This is a genomic window from Micromonospora sp. NPDC005205, from assembly GCF_040608275.1.
In the GTDB taxonomy this organism is placed as follows: Bacteria; Actinomycetota; Actinomycetes; order Mycobacteriales; family Micromonosporaceae; genus Micromonospora.
On sequence record NZ_JBEXHV010000009.1, the window covers coordinates 55050 to 71640 of the forward strand.

16 protein-coding genes and 1 pseudogene are annotated in these 16591 nt (G+C 73.4%); 6 read left to right on the forward strand and 11 right to left on the reverse strand.

The window, feature by feature from the left end; genetic code table 11:
- The first annotated feature begins 106 nt into the window (after positions 1 to 106).
- Complete coding sequence (locus ABZU43_RS17975; RefSeq protein WP_355007631.1) at positions 107 to 952, forward strand: GNAT family N-acetyltransferase; 846 nt, start codon at positions 107 to 109, stop codon at positions 950 to 952.
- A gap of 36 nt (positions 953 to 988) precedes the next feature.
- Here ABZU43_RS17975 and ABZU43_RS17980 read toward each other — a convergent pair whose 3' ends face one another.
- Both ABZU43_RS17980 and lgt read right to left on the reverse strand, forming a co-directional pair.
- Positions 989 to 2176, reverse strand: coding sequence for an NAD(P)/FAD-dependent oxidoreductase (locus tag ABZU43_RS17980; RefSeq protein WP_355007632.1), 1188 nt, complete (start codon positions 2174 to 2176; stop codon positions 989 to 991).
- Between the two features lie 9 nt (positions 2177 to 2185).
- On the reverse strand, positions 2186 to 3367 hold the full coding sequence (gene lgt / locus ABZU43_RS17985; RefSeq protein ID WP_355007633.1) for a prolipoprotein diacylglyceryl transferase: 1182 nt from the start codon (positions 3365 to 3367) through the stop codon (positions 2186 to 2188).
- Positions 3368 to 3469: 102 nt separating this feature from the next.
- Here lgt and ABZU43_RS17990 point away from each other — a divergent pair, with 102 nt between their 5' ends.
- The gene (locus ABZU43_RS17990) at positions 3470 to 4018 is read left to right on the forward strand and encodes an NUDIX domain-containing protein (RefSeq protein WP_355007634.1); all 549 of its coding nucleotides are present in this window, start codon (positions 3470 to 3472) and stop codon (positions 4016 to 4018) included.
- Between the two features lie 21 nt (positions 4019 to 4039).
- On the opposite strand, the gene trpA is transcribed toward ABZU43_RS17990, so the two are convergent.
- From trpA to trpC, 3 genes are read right to left on the reverse strand one after another with little or no spacing between them, the layout of a single operon-like run.
- The gene (gene trpA / locus ABZU43_RS17995) at positions 4040 to 4843 is read right to left on the reverse strand and encodes a tryptophan synthase subunit alpha (RefSeq protein ID WP_355007635.1); all 804 of its coding nucleotides are present in this window, start codon (positions 4841 to 4843) and stop codon (positions 4040 to 4042) included.
- 1 nt (position 4844) lies between these two features.
- Positions 4845 to 6083: a tryptophan synthase subunit beta gene (gene trpB, locus ABZU43_RS18000; RefSeq protein WP_355007636.1), complete on the reverse strand. Its 1239-nt coding sequence runs from the start codon at positions 6081 to 6083 to the stop codon at positions 4845 to 4847.
- A gap of 38 nt (positions 6084 to 6121) precedes the next feature.
- Complete coding sequence (trpC, locus tag ABZU43_RS18005; protein WP_030334428.1) at positions 6122 to 6925, reverse strand: indole-3-glycerol phosphate synthase TrpC; 804 nt, start codon at positions 6923 to 6925, stop codon at positions 6122 to 6124.
- A gap of 486 nt (positions 6926 to 7411) precedes the next feature.
- Between trpC and ABZU43_RS18010 the strand changes: the two genes are divergently transcribed.
- Positions 7412 to 7681, forward strand: a complete 270-nt coding sequence (locus tag ABZU43_RS18010; RefSeq protein ID WP_355007637.1) for a hypothetical protein — start codon at positions 7412 to 7414, stop codon at positions 7679 to 7681.
- Between the two features lie 86 nt (positions 7682 to 7767).
- Here ABZU43_RS18010 and ABZU43_RS18015 read toward each other — a convergent pair whose 3' ends face one another.
- From ABZU43_RS18015 to ABZU43_RS18030, 4 genes and pseudogenes are all read right to left on the reverse strand, one after another.
- Positions 7768 to 8358, reverse strand: a complete 591-nt coding sequence (locus ABZU43_RS18015; RefSeq protein WP_355007638.1) for a Trp biosynthesis-associated membrane protein — start codon at positions 8356 to 8358, stop codon at positions 7768 to 7770.
- A 117-nt stretch (positions 8359 to 8475) separates the two neighbouring features.
- Positions 8476 to 10029 (reverse strand): anthranilate synthase component I, encoded by a 1554-nt coding sequence (locus tag ABZU43_RS18020; RefSeq protein ID WP_355007639.1) that lies wholly within the window; start codon positions 10027 to 10029, stop codon positions 8476 to 8478.
- Entirely contained in the window at positions 10026 to 10439 is a 414-nt protein-coding gene (gene hisI / locus ABZU43_RS18025) for a phosphoribosyl-AMP cyclohydrolase (protein WP_355007796.1), read from the reverse strand. The genes ABZU43_RS18020 and hisI overlap by 4 nt, the downstream gene beginning before the upstream one ends.
- A 300-nt stretch (positions 10440 to 10739) precedes the next feature.
- Positions 10740 to 11024: pseudogene (locus ABZU43_RS18030) on the reverse strand (phosphoribosyl-AMP cyclohydrolase); the annotation flags it as partial.
- Between the two features lie 597 nt (positions 11025 to 11621).
- Here ABZU43_RS18030 and ABZU43_RS18035 point away from each other — a divergent pair.
- The 3 genes from ABZU43_RS18035 (at position 11622) to ABZU43_RS18045 (ending at position 13820) form a co-directional block, all read left to right on the forward strand.
- Positions 11622 to 12377 (forward strand): ABC transporter ATP-binding protein, encoded by a 756-nt coding sequence (locus tag ABZU43_RS18035; protein ID WP_355007640.1) that lies wholly within the window; start codon positions 11622 to 11624, stop codon positions 12375 to 12377.
- The gene (locus ABZU43_RS18040; protein WP_355007641.1) at positions 12374 to 13129 is read left to right on the forward strand and encodes an ABC transporter permease; all 756 of its coding nucleotides are present in this window, start codon (positions 12374 to 12376) and stop codon (positions 13127 to 13129) included. The genes ABZU43_RS18035 and ABZU43_RS18040 overlap by 4 nt, the downstream gene beginning before the upstream one ends.
- A gap of 94 nt (positions 13130 to 13223) precedes the next feature.
- The gene (locus tag ABZU43_RS18045; RefSeq protein WP_355007642.1) at positions 13224 to 13820 is read left to right on the forward strand and encodes a TetR family transcriptional regulator; all 597 of its coding nucleotides are present in this window, start codon (positions 13224 to 13226) and stop codon (positions 13818 to 13820) included.
- Between the two features lie 161 nt (positions 13821 to 13981).
- Here ABZU43_RS18045 and ABZU43_RS18050 read toward each other — a convergent pair whose 3' ends face one another.
- Entirely contained in the window at positions 13982 to 14731 is a 750-nt protein-coding gene (locus ABZU43_RS18050; RefSeq protein ID WP_355007643.1) for a DUF2470 domain-containing protein, read from the reverse strand.
- 84 nt (positions 14732 to 14815) lie between these two features.
- Positions 14816 to 16579 carry an ABC transporter ATP-binding protein gene (locus ABZU43_RS18055; RefSeq protein ID WP_355007797.1) on the reverse strand — a complete coding sequence of 588 codons (1764 nt, stop codon included), beginning with the start codon at positions 16577 to 16579 and terminating at the stop codon, positions 14816 to 14818.
- Positions 16580 to 16591: the final 12 nt, after the last annotated feature.

A 16591-nucleotide genomic window follows, 5' to 3' on the forward strand; every position in this document is an offset into this window, starting at 1 on the left:
GACGACGTCGGCCCGTGGGTCTATTGAGTCTACGTTAGGGCCGGGGTCGCACGGCCACCCGAGATTGATCACACCGTCCACAGGCTGGGACGTGTAGTCTCGCGCGGTGGATCCGCGACACAGGCACGTCTTCGACCGGTTGGAACGCTTCTACGACGCGGTGCCCCGCGACGTCGCCGGTGCGGAGGAGCATGGCGCGTTGGTGCTGTTCGTCCGCGAAGGCGCCGGTTGGCCGTTCTATGCCCGCCCCCGGATCGACGCCACCGAGCCGCCGTCGCTGGCCGACGTGGTCTCGGTCCGCGAGCGCCAGCGGAAGCTGGGCCTGCCGGAGGCCTTCGAGTGGGTGCACGAGACGACCCCGGAGCTGCTGGCGGTGGCCCGCTCGGCGGGGCTCAGCGTGCTGGAGGCGCCGCTGATGGTGCTCGACCCGAGCGCGCTGCCCGACCCGGCGACGCTCTCCGACGCGGCGGTGCGGGTGCTGGCCGCTGACTCCCCCGGTTTTGCCGCCGATGTCGCCGCACGGCGTGCCGTGGCAGCGGTGGCGTTCGCCGCCGCCGGCACCGCTCCCGGCGAGGCGGGTCCGGCCGAACGCGACGCCGCCGTCACCGAACTCGAACTGGCCGCACTCGAGGAGGAGCGCGTCCGGATCGCCGACGGGCGACGGATCTCCGCGCTGGCCGGCACGCCGACCGAGGGCGCGCTGGCCAGCGGCATGGCGATGCGGGTGGACGACGTCGCGGAGGTCGCCGGGGTGGCCACCCTGCCGTCCGCCCGACGACGCGGGCTGGGCGCCGCGCTCACCGCCACCCTGGCCCGGGAACTCCTCGCCGCCGGCACCGAGCTGGTCTTTCTCTCCGCGGGCAGCGAGGAGATCGCGCGGGTCTACCTGCGGGTCGGCTTCCGCCGAATCGGCACCGCCTGCATCGCCGAACCCGCCGCCCTCATCCCCTGAGCTGCCCCGCTCCACCGACCCGCGTCGCGGCCGAGGTCAGGTCGGTGGGCGCCACTGGGCGGCGGAGGCGGCGGCGCTGGAGAGCAGTCGGGAGTTGATCGTGCCCAGTGCGGCGTCCCGGGCGCGCAGCGCCAACCGGCCCCGGGTCTGGAGCACCGCCGACATCCGCCGGGTCTGCCGGACCACTGTCGCTGCCCGGGGGCGGCGCACCCGGTCGTACGTCTGGACGGCGTCGGGCAGCCGAGCCTCCCGCAGCAGCGACGCGAGCGTCGCGGCATCCTCGAACGCGAGGCAGGCGCCCTGCCCGAGGTGCGGCGGCATGGCGTGCGCCGCGTCGCCGAGCAGCACCACCCCACCGGGCCCGACCGGAAAGCCGTACGCCCGGGGCAACGGGCGCAGCTCGCGAACCTCCTGTTGGACCAGGTCGGCCGGGTTGGTGGCGTCGAGCAGCGCGCCGACCGGCGCGGGCCAACCCGCGTACCAGCGACGCAGCAGGGCGAGCTGGGTCTCCGGTGGTTCCGGGCGGGGCGCGCCGGCGGCGGTGGCCACCCAGTAGATGCCGCCCCGGGTGGACCCGCCCGAGGAGCCCCGCTCGCCCAGCGACGCGGCCACGAACCGGTAACCCGCGCCGAGAATCTCGCCGGCCAACGGCTGATCGTCGGGGAGCCGAGGTGCCTGGTACCAGGGGATGACCGCCCGCCAGGCGGCGCATCCGGAGCTGACCACCCGGGACTCGGGCGCGAGTTGGCGACGGATGCCGCTGTCAGTGCCGTCGGCGGCCACCACCAGATCGGCCTCGATGGTGTGCCGCCCGTCGCTGACGCCCGGCCGCTCGCCCGGCTCGACCCGGACGTGGCGAACCGTCACACCGGTCCGCAACTCGACCCGCTCGCCGAGGCCGGCGATCAGCGCGTCGTGCAGATCCTCCCGGTGCACCACGACCGGCATCCGGTCGGCCGGAACGGGCCGGGGCTGCACGAGCCAGTGCCCGTCCGGGCGACGGACCCCACCGTCGGGCAACGGGGTGGCGATGGCGGCCAGGCCGGCGCCGAGGCCGAGGGCCTGGAGCGCGCGGACACCGTTGGGCCAGAGCACCACAGCGGTCGGCTCGGGCCGGACCCGTTCAGCGCGTTCCAACACTGTGACCTGCCAGCCGGAACGCGCCAGCGCGCCGGCCACCGCGAGGCCACCGACCCCTGCGCCGACCACCACCGCGCTTCGCATCGGTGCCGCTCAGCTGTCCCGGTCGGCGGGACGCGCGCCAGTGGCGTCGGCCCGGTCGGTGCGAACGGCGGACGGCGCGTCCGCCGGCTCGTCGTCGCTCGGCGCGACGTCGTCGGCGACCGCGTCGCCGGACGGCTCGCCGTCATCCGGCCCGGAGTCATCGTCGTCCGCCGGCGGTACGACGCCGGTGTCCTGCCAGGCCGCGTACTGCTCCTCGCTCACCACCCGGTAGCCCTCCGGCGCGGCGGCCCGCGTGGGGGTCTCCCGCTCGGAGAGGTCGACCTGGGACAGGTCGGACGTGGGGGGCGGGGTCGTCGTCCCCGCCGGGCCGAGTGGGATCAGGTAGTCCCGAGGGCCACGCACCCGTACGAAGTAGATCAGGGCGCCGAGGAAGACCAGTGCGGCGGTCCAGACGTTGAGCCGGACGCCGAAGATCTGGTTGGCCTCGTCGGTGCGCATCAGCTCGATCCAGAACCGGCCGACGGTGTAACCCATCACGTAAAGCGCGAACGCCCGGCCCCGGCCCAGCTTGAACCGGCGGTCGAGGACGAGGACCAGAGCCACGACGCCGAGGTTCCACAGCAACTCGTAGAGGAAAGTGGGCTGGTAGAGGCCCGGTTCGAGGATCGGCTGCCCGGCGTCGTCGCGGAGGGCGTGCCCGGGGTTGTCCGGGTCCATCCGGTGGATCTCCAGGCCCCACGGCACTGTCGTCCGGCCACCGAAGAGCTCGTTGTTGAACCAGTTGCCGAGCCGGCCGACGGCCTGGGCCAGCGGCAGACCGGGGGCCAGAGCGTCAGCCACCACGCCGAACGGAATGCCGAGCTGTCGGGCCGCGATCCAGGCACCGACCGCGCCACCGGCGACTGCGCCCCAGATGCCGAGACCGCCCTCCCAGATGGCGAACGCCTTCATCGGGTCGCCACCGGCCCCGAAATATTTCTCGGGTGAGGTGATCACGTGGTAGATCCGGGCGCCGATGATGCCGGCGGGCACCGCCCAGACGGCGATGTCGAGCACCGCGCCGGGCGCGACGCCGCGCTGCCGCAGCCGGCGCTCCGTCACCCAGCAGGCCAGCACGATGCCGGCGATGATGCAGAGCGCGTAGGCCCGGATCGGCACCGGCCCGAGCTGCCAGACCGCGGTGCTGGGGCTGGGCAGGGCCGCCTGGGGGGAGAGCGAGGCGAGGGTCACGGGTGCACACGCTACCGCTGCACACCCCCGCAGCGGCACCCCGGGCCGCTGGAGGGCGCATCCCGGTGACTTCTGGTTTGCGCCACCGTAGGCTCTTTGTCCATGAGCGCGCTCACCTGGGCGGTCGCCGCGGTCGTCACCGACGACACCGGTCGGGTGCTGCTCTGCCAGCAGGGTCGGGGGGACCGCCGCCGCGCGTTGCCCGGTGGGCGGCTGCGCCCGGCCGAGAGCCCGGTACGGGCGGCGCTACGGGACATTCGCGCGGAGACCGGCTGGGACATCGAGCTGACCGGCCTGGTCGGCATCTACCAGGTGAGCCGCCCTTCGGGCGAGGCCGCCGCCGGACGCGCCGGCCCGCTGCCGGACGTCCTCGTGCACGTCTTCCGGGCCCGCGCGGCCGGGGTCCGACCCGCCACCGACCCACCGCCGGGCTGCCGACTGTCCTGGCACTCCCCCGACGCGCTGCCCGAGGTGGTCACCCCGCTCACCCGAGCCGCCGTCACCGACGCGACCGCCGGCCGCTTCGGCGTACTCCGCGACATCGACTGTGCGCCCGGCACCGTCGCCACCGCGTCGCTGCCGGCGGCCCGCCCAGCCGAGGACGGCCGGCCGACGGCCGACCAGGACACGCGGTGCGCCGGGCCGGGTTGAGCCGGGCTGGGCGACGCGGGCTCAGCGGGTGGGGTTACGGACGCCCTCGGCGAGTTCGGCGCTGAGCGTGCGAAGCGCGGCCAGCCCGTCGGCCTCGGTGGGCGCGTCAAGCACACAACGGACCAGCGCGCTGCCCACGATCACCCCATCGGCGTAACCAGCGACGGTGCCGGCCTGCGCGCCGGTACCCACACCCAGGCCGACGCCGATCGGCAGGTCGGTGACCGCGCGGGCCCGGGAGACCAGCGTCGGGGCGGCGTCGGAGGTACGCGCCCGGGCACCGGTCACCCCCATCACGGCGGTCGCGTAGACGAAGCCGCGGCAGTGCTGCACCGTCATCGCCAGCCGAGCGTCGGTGGACGACGGCGAGACCAGGAACGTGCGGTCCAGCCCGTGCGCGTCCGAGGCGGCCAGCCACTCGTCGGCCTCGTCAGGGATGAGGTCCGGGGTGATCAGGCCGGTGCCGCCGGCGGAGGCCAGGTCACGGGCGAAGACGTCCACGCCGTACCGCTCGACCGGGTTCCAGTAGGTCATGGTGACCACTGGGGCGCCGGTGGCCGCCACCGCCTCGATGATGCGCATCGTGTCCGCGGTGCGTACGCCACCGGCCAGCGCGATGTCGCTGGCCCGCTGGATCACCGGCCCGTCCATCACCGGGTCCGAGTAGGGGATCTCCACCTCGATCACGTCGACGCCGGCCTCGACCATGGCGGTCATCGCGGCGATGCTGCCCTCGACGGTGGGGAAACCGGCCGGCATGCAGCCGACCAGCACTGCCCGTCCGTCGGCGCGGGCCTTGTCGAAGGCCACCCCGATCCGGCTCATCTCACCGCTCCTTGTCGAGGATGCCGAAGTAGTCGCCGGCGGTGTGCACGTCCTTGTCGCCCCGCCCGGAGAGGTTGACCACGATGGTGGGCTCCCGGCCCAGCTCCGCGGCGAGCTTCGGGGCCAGCGCGACGGTGCCGGCGAGCGCGTGCGCGCTCTCGATCGCCGGGATGATGCCCTCGGTACGGCAGAGCAGCTCGAACGCGGCCATCGCCTCGTCGTCGGTGACCGGCAGGTAGTTCGCCCGGCCGGTGTCGTGCAGCCACGCGTGCTCGGGGCCGACGCCCGGGTAGTCCAGGCCGGCGGAGATCGAGTGCGACTCCAGGGTCTGCCCGTCGGCGTCCTGGAGCACGAAGGTACGGGTGCCGTGCAGCACCCCGGCCGACCCGCCGGTGATACTCGCCGCATGCCGGCCGGTGGCCACCCCGTCGCCACCGGCTTCGAAGCCGTACAGCCGAACGGCCTCGTCGCCCACGAACGCGTGGAAGATGCCCAGCGCGTTGGAGCCGCCGCCGACGCAGGCGGTGACGGCGTCCGGCAACCCGCCGGTGAGGTCCAGGCACTGCCGACGGGCCTCGTCTCCGATGCCCCGGACGAAGTCGCGCACCATCGCCGGGAACGGGTGCGGGCCCGCGGCGGTGCCGATCAGGTAGTGCGTCTCGTCGACGTTCGCCACCCAGTCGCGCATCGCCTCGTTCATCGCGTCCTTGAGGGTGCGCGAGCCGTTGGTGACCGGGACGACTGTCGCGCCGAGCATCCGCATCCGGGCCACGTTGAGCGCCTGCCGCTCGGTGTCGACCTCGCCCATGTAGACCACACACTCGAGGTCGAACAGGGCGGCGGCGGTCGCGGTGGCGACACCGTGCTGACCGGCGCCGGTCTCCGCGATCACCCGGGTCTTGCCCATCCGCTTGGTGAGCAGCGCCTGGCCGAGCACGTTGCGCACCTTGTGCGCACCCGTGTGGTTGAGGTCCTCGCGCTTGAGCAGCACCCGCGCGCCGACCTTCGCGGAGAACCGCCGGGCCTCGTAGAGCAGCGAAGGCGTGCCGGCGTAGTCGCGCAACAGCGCGCCGAACTCCGCCCGGAAGGACTCGTCCTCCATCGCCGTACGCCACGCCCCGTCGAGCTCGTCCAACGCGGCCACCAGGGCCTCGGGAACGAACCGACCGCCGAAGCGGCCGAAGTGGCCGGCGGAGTCGGGCTGCGGGCCGGCCACCGGGGCCAGCGCGTCGGCGCTCATCGGGAATCCTCTCGGTGGGACGTCAGCCCGGCGCGGGGTCAGCGCACCGGCCGGGGCGTTGCCGGGTGGTTGCCGGCGTTGACCAACTCGGCGACCGCCTCGCGGGGGCTTTTCTGGGTGACCAGGCCCTCGCCCACGAGGACCGCGTCGGCGCCCGCGGAGGCGTACCGGATCAGGTCGTGCGGGCCACGAACGCCGGATTCGGCGATCTTGACGACGCTGCTGGGCAGGCCGGGCGCGATCCGCTCGAACACCGACCTGTCGACCTCCAGGGTACGCAGGTCACGGGCGTTGACCCCGATCACCTGCGCGCCGGCCTCCAACGCGCGGTCGGCCTCTTCCTCGTCGTGCACCTCGACCAGAGCGGTCATGCCCAGCGACTCGATCCGCTCCAGCAGGCCCATCAGGACGTTCTGCTCGAGTGCGGCGACGATCAGCAGAACCAGGTCGGCGCCGTGCGCGCGGGCCTCGTGGATCTGATAGCTGGAGACCACGAAGTCCTTACGCAGCACCGGCACGGTGACCGCCGCACGGACCGCCGCCAGGTCGTCCAGCGAACCGCCGAACCAGCGCCCCTCGGTCAGCACGCTGATCGCCCGCGCCCCACCGGCCGCGTAGTCGACGGCGAGGTCGGCCGGATCGGCGATCTCGGCCAGCCGGCCCTTGGACGGCGACGAACGCTTAACCTCGGCGATCACGGCCACGCCGGGCTTGCGCAGCGCCGCGTACGCGTCCATGGGCGGCGGCGCCGCCGCTGCCAGTTCACGGATCCGCTCCAGCGGAACCTGCTCCTGGCGTCGGGCGACGTCTTCACGCACGCCGGCCAGAATCTCGTCGAGCACGCTTACGGACGCTGCCTGGCCGGCCTCGTCCCCCTCCGCGTGCGCATGCTCAGCAGTCACGAACGGACTCCCCTCTCCGGGCGTCATGGGCCGATGCTAGGGGCAGCCGACCGACGCCGAATGCCGGGGGTATGGCGCTGCTCACGAAAAGGGCTGCGGCATAATGGCCGACTTGCCGTGAAGGGGTTGTCACGCAGCGCCACCTCCGGTATCGATCACCGCCACGCGGTATGGAGCCTGGCGGCCGCGGTCAGACCGGGCCGGTCCATCGATCATGCCATCAGTTACCGCTCGGCGCGCGACAGCAACGACGCCCGTCGATGTTGTGAGCAAGCTCAAGGTTTGCCGGACGGCCCTGGTCACGGACAAGGCGAGACAGTTGACCGGGTGGTCACCGCGGCGAAACGTCGACGGGCGAGCATCGTCCTCAGGCAGACTCGATGGCGCGCCTGCCCCGACCGTCGCAACTCCTCGCGCGAGGTGATCATGAGCATTTCCGAGCCGCACCCGACCATCGGACTGACCACGATCTCGCGGACGGTGGCATCGCTCGCCGTCGGCGTGGTGCACACCGTGGAACGGGCCGTGGTGGGCGAGGGACGGATGCGGACAGCACGGGGCAACGCCTGGGAGGCGGTCTGCGCCGACCGGGCCCGCGCCGACCAGCGTGCCGAACTCAACCGCCTGGTCGAAGAGCTGACCGCCGCCCGCGTCGCCAGTAGCCGCACCCAGTGGGAGCGCCAGCCGGTCGGCTGACAAACCTCCGGCCTGCGCGTCAGCCGCGCGTCGCGACCACCGGGCCAGTCGAGCAGCGGGCCACCGCGATCAGCGGGCGCACCGCGTCAGTCGGCCGTCGGGTCCTCGCCCCGGTCCAGCGCGTCCCACGCCTCGGTGGTCCGACGCCCCGCCAACGGCGTCGGCGGCCCGGTCGGGTCGCTCTGCGCCGGCGCGTCCTGCGGCGCGCTCCGCGCCGGACGCTCGTACCGGGCGCCCATCGCCGGCCAGTCACCGCCACGCACCGCCGTCCACCAGCCTCCGCCGGCGGCCAACAGGCCGCCGAGCAGGCACAGCGCCGGCCACTGCCGGCTCACAGCGCCGCTCACGTCGGCCACCAGCCCGTACCCGCCGCCGGCCGCCACAGCCAGACCGAGTACGCCGAGCAGCGCCCCGAGCACCCGACGCAGGCGGCCCCGGGTGGCCAGCACCGCGCCACCCCCGGCCAGGGTCACCAGGGCCAACGCCGGCAGCCAGGGCAGCAGGCTCGCACCGCTGCGGGTGTCACGCACCGGCGGCAGCGGCGCCGGACGTACCGTCAGCTCGACCGACCAACCGCGCGTCGCGGCCCACAGCGCCAGGCCCGCGCCGGCCAGGCAGAGCAGCACGGCGTACGTCAACGCGCGCCGGCCCACGACGGACCGCTCCCCGCCGCTCACGAGCTCATCCCATCGTCCGCGACCGCCAGGCACCGCTGCGCCGCCGCGCTCCTCGCGCTCACCGTGCTGGTCCTTCGTCAGCGACTGCGGGGCAACGCTGCGCCGAACTCCTCGCGCTCACCGAGCCGGCCGGAGGGTTTCGGCGGCTGCGATCGCGGCCAGCACGGCCGCCGCCTTGTTCCGCGTCTCCTGGTCCTCGGCGGCCGGGTCCGAGTCGGCGACCACCCCCGCCCCGGCCTGGACGTAGGCGCGGCCGTCGCGGATGAGCGCGGTCCGGATGGCGATCGCCATGTCCAGGTCGCCGCCGAAGCCGAAGTAGCCGACGGTGCCGCCGTAGAGGCCACGACGGACCGGCTCCAACTCCTCGATGATCTCCATGGCGCGCACCTTGGGCGCCCCGGAGAGCGTGCCGGCCGGGAAGGTCGCGGCCAACGCGTCGAAGGCGCTCTGGTCGTCACGCAGCGTCCCGGTGACGGTGGAGACGATGTGCATCACGTGGCTGTAACGCTCGATGGTGGCGAACTCGGGCACCTCCACGCTGCCGGGCTGACAGACCCGACCCAGGTCGTTGCGGCCGAGGTCGACAAGCATCACGTGCTCGGCTCGTTCCTTCGGGTCGGCGAGCAGCTCGGCGGCGAGGGCGGCGTCGGCGGCGGGGGTGCCGCCCCGCGGCCTGGTGCCGGCGATCGGGTGCAACAACGCCCGGCGTTGCCCGTCCGCGGCCCCGGTGACCTTCAGGTGCGCCTCCGGGGACGAGCCGACGATGTCGAACCCGTCGAAGCGCAGCAGGTACATGTACGGGCTGGGGTTGCTGGTGCGCAGCACCCGGTAGACGTCCAGCGGGTCGGCGTGGGTCGTCCGCTCGAAGCGCTGGGAGAGCACGATCTGGAAGCACTCACCGGCCCTGATCGCCTCCTTGGCCGCGTCCACCGCCTTCGGGTAGCCGCCGTCGGGCGTACGACAGAGCACCTCGCCGGCCGGCGGACGCTCGACCGTGGAGATCATCGGCGGGATGGGCCGGGACAGCGCCGTGGTCATCGCATCCAACCGGCCCACCGCGTGGTGGTAGGCGGCGGCGACCTGCGAGGCGCGGTCCGGGGCGTCCAACGGCGGCAGCACCGCGTTGGCGACCAGGATCGCGGAGCCGTCGTAGTGGTCGAGCACCACCAGGTCGGTGGCGAGCATCATGCCCAGCTCCGGGACGCCCAGGTCGTCCTCGGTCAGCTCGGGCAACCGCTCGAAGCGCCGGATCAGGTCGTAGCCGAGGTAGCCGACCATGCCCCCGGTCAGCGGCGGCAGACCGTCGGACGGGTCCCCGACCGGGCCGGCCAGCGCCGCCACCGTCTCGCGCAGCATCCGCACCGGGTCACCCTCGGTGCTCAGGCCGGCCGGCGGCTGGCCCAGCCAGGTCGCCACGCCGTCGCGCGCGATCAGGGTCGCGCTGCTGCGTACGCCGATGAACGAGTACCGCGACCAGGCCATGCCGGCCGAGCCGACACCCTGCTCGGCCGATTCCAACAGGAACGTTCCCGGTCCACCGGCCAACTTCCGGTAGACCCCGACCGGGGTCTCCGCGTCGGCCAGCAGCCGCCGGGTGACCGGCACCACCCGCCAGTCGGCGGCCAGCTCGGTGAAGGTGGCCAGGTCGGGGCTGACGGTGCCGTCGGTCATGGCAGTGCCTCCGGAGTAGAGACGGGCAGCTCGGTGAAGAAGCAGGTCCGGTGGCCGGTGTGGCAGGCCGCGCCGACCTGGTCCACGCTCACCAGCAGCGCGTCCCCGTCGCAGTCCAGGGCGACCGACCGCACGTACTGGTGGTGCCCAGAGGTGGCGCCCTTGACCCAGTATTCGCGGCGGCTGCGCGACCAGTAGGTGGCCCGGCCGGTGGTGAGGGTGCGATGCAACGCCTCGTCGTCCATCCAGGCGACCATCAGCACCTCACCGGAGTCGTGCGCGCGCACCACGGCGGCGACCAGACCGTCGGCGGTGCGGCGCAACTGGGCGGCGATGGCCGGGGCGAGCCGGGACGGGCGCGCCGTCGCGGGCGCGGCCAGCTCGTTCGGATCGCTGGGAACGCCGGTCACCGGCGGATCAGGTACGGGCACAGTCACCAATTCTCCCGCACGCGGCGCGGGCACCGCCGACCGCTCCCGCCACGGCTGCGGCGGAGGCCCCGAGAGCCATGGCTGCGACGAGGGCCGAGGCTCCGACGAGAGCCCGGACTGCGACAGGGGTCCGGACTGCGACGAGAGCCCGGACTGCGACAAGGGCCCGGCTGGCCGGGCCAGCTGGGCGACGTAGCGGTCCAGCCGGCCGTCGACCAGGGCGGCGGCCAGGTCCGCGCCGGCCGTGTCGGCGATCTCCTCGGCGTACGGCCTGATCAACGGCAGCGTGCCGGCGACCAGCCGTACGGCGGCGGCCCAGAGCTGCCCGGTCGCGCCCGGGCGCAGCCCGAGGCAGAGCACCATGTCCGTCCGGTAGCCGGGTGGTGCCACCGGCAGTTCCAGGGCCGCCGCGAAGGCCGCCCGGCGGGAGTGGACCCGCACGGACGGGTTGGCCGGCCGCAGCACCGAGGGGCAGAGCCGCGCCAGGTCGGCGACGGCGAGCCGGACCCCGAGACGGTCGCTGGCCGCGCGGGCGGCGGCGGCCTTACCCAGCGTGGCGATCATCTCTTCCAGTCGCGGTGGCTCGGCGGGCTGGCAGAGCACCGGCAGGTCGATCCGGGGCCGCCAGTGCGGGTCGGCCCAGAGCAGCCGTGCCGGCGCGGTGACCGGCAGCCCGAAGGCCCAGTCGGCCGGTTCGCCCAGACGGTGCACCCAGGACCGGATGTCCCGGGCGGCCACCGATACGTGAGTGACCTGGCCTGCGGACTCGTCCAGGTAGGCCCGGCGGGCCGCGTACGGGGCACCGCCGACCAACACGTCGAGGTCGACGTCGCTGTGCGCGGTGGCGGCGCGGCGGGCGTGGCTGCCGCGCAACAGGATGCCGACCACCGGCCGCTCGGCGGCCTGCCGCAACCGCGCGGCCCAATCCTCAAGAAAACCGCTATCCGGTAACGGAGCGTGACCCACCGCGCCATCGTGCCGTACGTCCGATCGGCGCGCAATGCCCGTTGGCGGACTTCGTGTCCGGTCCGGAGCCTACTGCCCGTTCTCGCGCTCCGCGCGACGGTCGCCCCGCCCGACACCACTGCGGGCGTTGCGCCCGGCGCGATATTTCATCTAGCGTTGAGTTCAACAGGTGATGAGTTTATGCGGAGGTGCATGATGGACGATGCGATAGCCGTCCGAGACCTGGTCGTGGACCGGGGTGGGCGGCGGGTGCTGGACGGCATCAGCTGCCGGGTCCCGCGCGGCGCGGTCACCGGACTGCTCGGCCCCAGCGGCAGTGGCAAGACCACGTTCATGCGTGCGGTGGTCGGGGTGCAGCTGGTCGGTGGCGGGACGGTCACAGTGCTCGGTCAACCGGCGGGCACCCCCGCGCTGCGGCACCGGGTGGGCTACCTGACCCAGGCGCCCAGCGTCTACGCCGACCTGACCGTCCGGGAGAACGCCCGCTACTTCGCGGCCCTGTACGGGCGGGGGCGCGCCGAGGCCGACCGGGCGATCAGCGACGTCGGGCTGACCGAGGCCGCCGGTCAACTGGTCGCCACCCTCTCCGGTGGTCAACGCAGCCGAGCCTCGCTGGCGTGTGCCCTGGTCGGGGAGCCGGAGCTGGTCATCCTCGACGAGCCGACCGTCGGCCAGGACCCGGTGCTGCGGGCCGATCTGTGGGCCCGGTTCCACGCGATGGCCGCCGCCGGCACCACCCTGCTGGTGTCCAGCCACGTGATGGACGAGGCGGCACGCTGCGACCAACTGCTGCTGATCCGCCAGGGGCGGTTGATCGCCGATGACAGCCCCGCCGCGATCCGCGCCGCCGCCGGTGTGGACGACCTCGACGAGGCGTTCCTGCGGCTCATCCGGGCCGGCGAGACCGCCTCCACCAGCACCGACGCGACAGCCGCACGGGAGACAGCATGAACGCGCGAATTCTCGCCGCCACCACCGGGCGCATCCTCCGTCAGCTCCGGCACGACCGGCGGACCATCGCGCTGCTCGTGGTGGTGCCGGCCGTCCTGCTCACCCTGGTCTACTTCATGTACGCCGACCAACCGACCCCGCCCGGCCAACCCACCACCTTCGACCGGATCGCGCTGGTGATGCTCGGCATCTTCCCCTTCGTGATCATGTTTCTGGTGACCAGCATCGCGATGTTGCGGGAACGCACCTCGGGCACGCTGGAGCGGCTGCTCACCACGCCGCTGGGCAAGCTCGATCTGCTCTTCGGGTACGGCATCGCGTTCGGGCTGGCCGCCGCCGTGCAGGCCGCCGTCGCCGCCGCGGTGGCGTACTGGATCTTCGATCTGGAGACCGCCGGCAGCATCGGGCTGGTGATCGGGATCGCCGTGCTCGACGCCGTGCTCGGCGTCGCCCTCGGGCTGCTGTGCAGTGCCTTCGCGCGCACCGAGTTCCAAGCAGTACAGTTCCTGCCAGTCGTGGTGGTCCCCCAACTGCTGCTCTGCGGGCTGTTCGTGGCCCGTGACCAGATGGCCGGCTGGCTCCAGGCGCTCAGCGACGCCTTCCCCCTGTCGTACGCCATCGAGGCGTTGCAGGAGGTCGGCGCCCACGCCGAACCGACCGGCCGGATGTGGCGCGACGTCGCCGTGGTTCTCGGCGCGGTGGTGCTGGCGCTGGTGCTCGCGGCGGCCACCCTGCGCCGACGCAGCGGCTGACCGCCAGCGCCGGGGGCGGCGGCCGGCGCGGCAGCCGACCCCGGCGTGGGCCGGGCCGGCACGACGGGCCGAGGCGGACGAACGAAGGGCGGCGATGACGCGGCGGACCGGCCGGCGACCCGGCAACCCGGGCACCCGGGAGGCGATTCTCGACGCGGCGCGGACGGCGTTCGCCGAACGCGGTTACGACGCCGCCTCGATCCGGGGCATCGCCGGCACGGCGCAGGTCGACCCGGCGCTCGTGCACCACTACTTCGGCAGCAAGGACCAGCTCTTCCTTGCCGCGATGAACTTTCCGGTCGACCCCGGTCAACTGGTGCCGAGGGTGCTCGCCGGCGACCGGGACGGCGTCGGTGAGCGGATGGTGCGCATCTTCCTCGGCGTCTGGGACTCCCCGGCCGGCAGCGCCGCACAGGCACTGCTGCGCTCCGCGGTGAGCAACGAGTGGACCGCTCGGCTGCTGCGCGAGTTCGTCACCACCCAGGTGCTGCGCCGGGTGCTGGAAAACCTCGACGTCGACCCGGTCGAGCTACCGCTGCGGGGCTCCCTGGTGGCCACCCAGATGATCGGCCTGGCCATGATGCGGCACGTGGTGCGCCTTGAGCCGGTCGCCTCGGCGGACCCGGAAACCCTGGTGGCCGCGATCGGCCCCACGATCCAGCGCTACCTCACCGGCCCGCTGCCAACCTGACCCGCCAACGCCCCGCTCAACCTCGAACGCCCCGCGCGATCTTGCACTTTCTGCCCCGACCAAAGGGACACACCACGCGTAACAGCAACCAGAATTGCAAGATCGACGCGGGCCTGGGGCGGGGCGGGGGCGCGGCGGGGCTTGGGCGGGGCGCGGGGCGGTTAGTGCGGGGGGCGGGCGTCGGCGGTTGGTTGTAGCGGTGGCAGCAGCTGTGGCAGGTCGGCCGGGTCGGTCACCGGGCCCGGGAAGGCCAGCCGGACCCGACGCCGGGCGCCGGGTCGGCCGAGGGCCACCACCAGCCCGTAGCGGTCGATGCGCACCACCCGGGGCGGCCCGTCCGGGGTCTGCTCGGTCAACCCGAGCTGCTGGCGCAGGTACTCCGTCACCTGGGCGCCGTGGCACTCGGCGAGGTCGGCGAGCAGCCGGGCCTCGACCGGATGCACCGGGTCCGGCTCGGCCTCGGCGTACTCCACCGGGTCGATCCGGTGCACGACGCCGGCCCGCTCCCAGCGGACCTCGACCACCTCGAAGCGGAACAGCCGGAACCGGGTGCCCAGGTCGAGCAGGTCGCCGGTCGGCTCGACCGCGGCGAACTCGACCGCCGCGTGGCGGGCCTCGTCGCCGCGCAGCTCGGCCGCCCAGCCGGACACCCAGGCGCGACCCAGGCCGGGCGCGCCGGCGGCGGGCGGCAGGTCGAGCACGTCGAGCACGACAGCGACGTCGCTGCCCCCGGCGGCCGGTTGCAGGGCGGCGGCCAGGTGGCTGGTCACCGGCACCAGCAGCAGCACCCGCCCGTCCGAGTCGGTGACGTGCCGGGCGTGGTGCGGGCCCGGCCGGTGGGCCAGGTGCACGAGGCCGGGCAGGCGGCCGGCGACGAGGGTACGGACGATCTCGGCGGAGTTGGGCCGCATGGGCGCGACCTCCTTCGAAGGTTAGGCTTACCTAACCCGGAGCCTAGAGCACTCGCCCGCCCGCGTCCACCACACCGCCGCACCTCACCGGGTCTGCTCCAGCCAGGAGGCGTAGAGCAGGCCGTACACCGAGTCGGCGTCGCGAACAAGCTCGTCGTGCGGGCCGCGCTGCACCACCCGACCCCGGTCCACCACGATCACCTCGTCGGCGGCCTGCGCCGTGGAGAGCCGGTGCGCGATGGCGAGAGTGGTCCGACCCCGGGTGACCGCGTCCAGCGTGCGTTGCAACCGCACCTCGGTCGCCGGGTCCACCGCGCTGGTCGCCTCGTCGAGCACCAGCAGGTCCGGGTCGGCCACGTACGCACGGGCCAACGCGACAAGCTGCCGCTCCCCGACGCTGAGCGCCTCACCGCGCTCCCCGACCGGGGTGTCCAGGCCCGCCGGCAGACCCTCCAGCCAGTCCGACAGGCCCAGCTCGGTGAAGGCGGCGCTCAACTGCTCGTCGGTCAACTCCGGACGGGCGAACCGGACATTGTCCCCCACCGTCGCGTCGAAGAGGAACCCGTCCTGTGGCACCATCACCACGCGGGAGCGCAGCGAGCCGAACCGGACGTCGGTCAGCGGCACCCCGGACAGCAGCACCGCCCCGGCCGACGGATCCATCAGCCGGGTCAGCAACTTGGCGAACGTGGTCTTGCCGCTGCCCGTCTCACCGACCACCGCCACCCGACTCTTCGCCGGGATCTCCAGATCGATGTCGTGCAGCACCGGCGGACCACCCGGATAGGCGAACCGCACACCGGCGAACCGGATGTCCAACGGCCCGCCCGGCAGCTCCCGCCCCTGCTCCCCCGGGTCGGCCACGTCCGGCGCGACATCCAGCACGTCCAGCACCCGACGCCACCCGGCGATCGCGTTCTGCGCCTCGTTGAGCACCTCGGTGGCGATCTGCACCGGCTGGATGAAGAGCGTCACCAGGAAGAGGAACGCCGTCAGCTGGCCGATCGACAGCGTGCCGTCCACCCCCAACAGCACGCCGAGCACCACCACGCCGGCCAGCGCCAACCCTGCCGCCAACTCCCCGACCGAGCTGCCCACGATGCTGATCCGGATCGCCCGCTGCTGGGCCAGCCGCTGGCTGTCGATCGCCTCGTCCAGCCGCCGCTCGGTGCGCCCGGCGATCCCGTACGCCCGGATCACCGGCGCGCCCACCACGCTCTCGCCGATCGCGCCGAGCAACGTCCCGGTGCGTTGACGCACCGTCGCGTACGCGCCGCCGAGGCGACGTTGCAACTGCCGGATGACGAACACCGCCGGCAGGAACGCGGCCAGCACCACAAGTGTCAACTGCCAGGAGTACGCCAGCATGACGGCTGTGGTGACCACCAGCTGACCGAGGTTGACCAGCAGGATCACCCCGCCCCACTGGAGGAACTGGGTGATCTGGTCCACGTCGCTGGTGACCCGCGAGACCAGCGAACCGCGTCGCTCCGACTGCTGGTGCAACATCGACAGGTCGTGCACGTGGCGGAACGCGCGCGTCCGGACGTTGGCCAGCGCCGTCTCGCTGACGGTGAACAGCCGGCGCATCATCAGGTAGCCGCAGATCGTGGTGACCGTCAGGATCGCCGCGGTGACGGCCACCACCGTCCACACCACGTTCAGATTCAGACCACCGACCAGGCCCCGGTCGATGCCCTGCTGCACGGCGACCGGCACGGCGACCCGACCCACCATGTAGACCAACGCCAGGGCCAACGTGCCGGCCAGACCGATCCGCAGCTCCGGGGAGAGCGCCAGGCCGCGACGCAGCGTCTGCCAGGTCGTCTCCTGCCGGGCGTCGTCCATCTCGCCTTTCGC

What these genes read in the sequence shown, in the direction of transcription:
- ABZU43_RS17980 (WP_355007632.1), bottom strand. Translation starts at nt 2,176, where the DNA reads ATGCGAAGCGCGGTGGTGGTCGGCGCAGGGGTCGGTGGCCTCGCGGTG.
- ABZU43_RS17990 (WP_355007634.1), top strand. Translation starts at nt 3,470, where the DNA reads ATGAGCGCGCTCACCTGGGCGGTCGCCGCGGTCGTCACCGACGACACC.
- trpA (WP_355007635.1), bottom strand. Translation starts at nt 4,843, where the DNA reads ATGAGCCGGATCGGGGTGGCCTTCGACAAGGCCCGCGCCGACGGACGG.
- trpB (WP_355007636.1), bottom strand. Translation starts at nt 6,083, where the DNA reads ATGAGCGCCGACGCGCTGGCCCCGGTGGCCGGCCCGCAGCCCGACTCC.
- ABZU43_RS18010 (WP_355007637.1), top strand. Translation starts at nt 7,412, where the DNA reads ATGAGCATTTCCGAGCCGCACCCGACCATCGGACTGACCACGATCTCG.
- ABZU43_RS18020 (WP_355007639.1), bottom strand. Translation starts at nt 10,029, where the DNA reads ATGACCGACGGCACCGTCAGCCCCGACCTGGCCACCTTCACCGAGCTG.
- ABZU43_RS18035 (WP_355007640.1), top strand. Translation starts at nt 11,622, where the DNA reads ATGGACGATGCGATAGCCGTCCGAGACCTGGTCGTGGACCGGGGTGGG.
- ABZU43_RS18040 (WP_355007641.1), top strand. Translation starts at nt 12,374, where the DNA reads ATGAACGCGCGAATTCTCGCCGCCACCACCGGGCGCATCCTCCGTCAG.
- ABZU43_RS18045 (WP_355007642.1), top strand. Translation starts at nt 13,224, where the DNA reads ATGACGCGGCGGACCGGCCGGCGACCCGGCAACCCGGGCACCCGGGAG.
- ABZU43_RS18050 (WP_355007643.1), bottom strand. Translation starts at nt 14,731, where the DNA reads ATGCGGCCCAACTCCGCCGAGATCGTCCGTACCCTCGTCGCCGGCCGC.
- ABZU43_RS18055 (WP_355007797.1), bottom strand. Translation starts at nt 16,579, where the DNA reads ATGGACGACGCCCGGCAGGAGACGACCTGGCAGACGCTGCGTCGCGGC.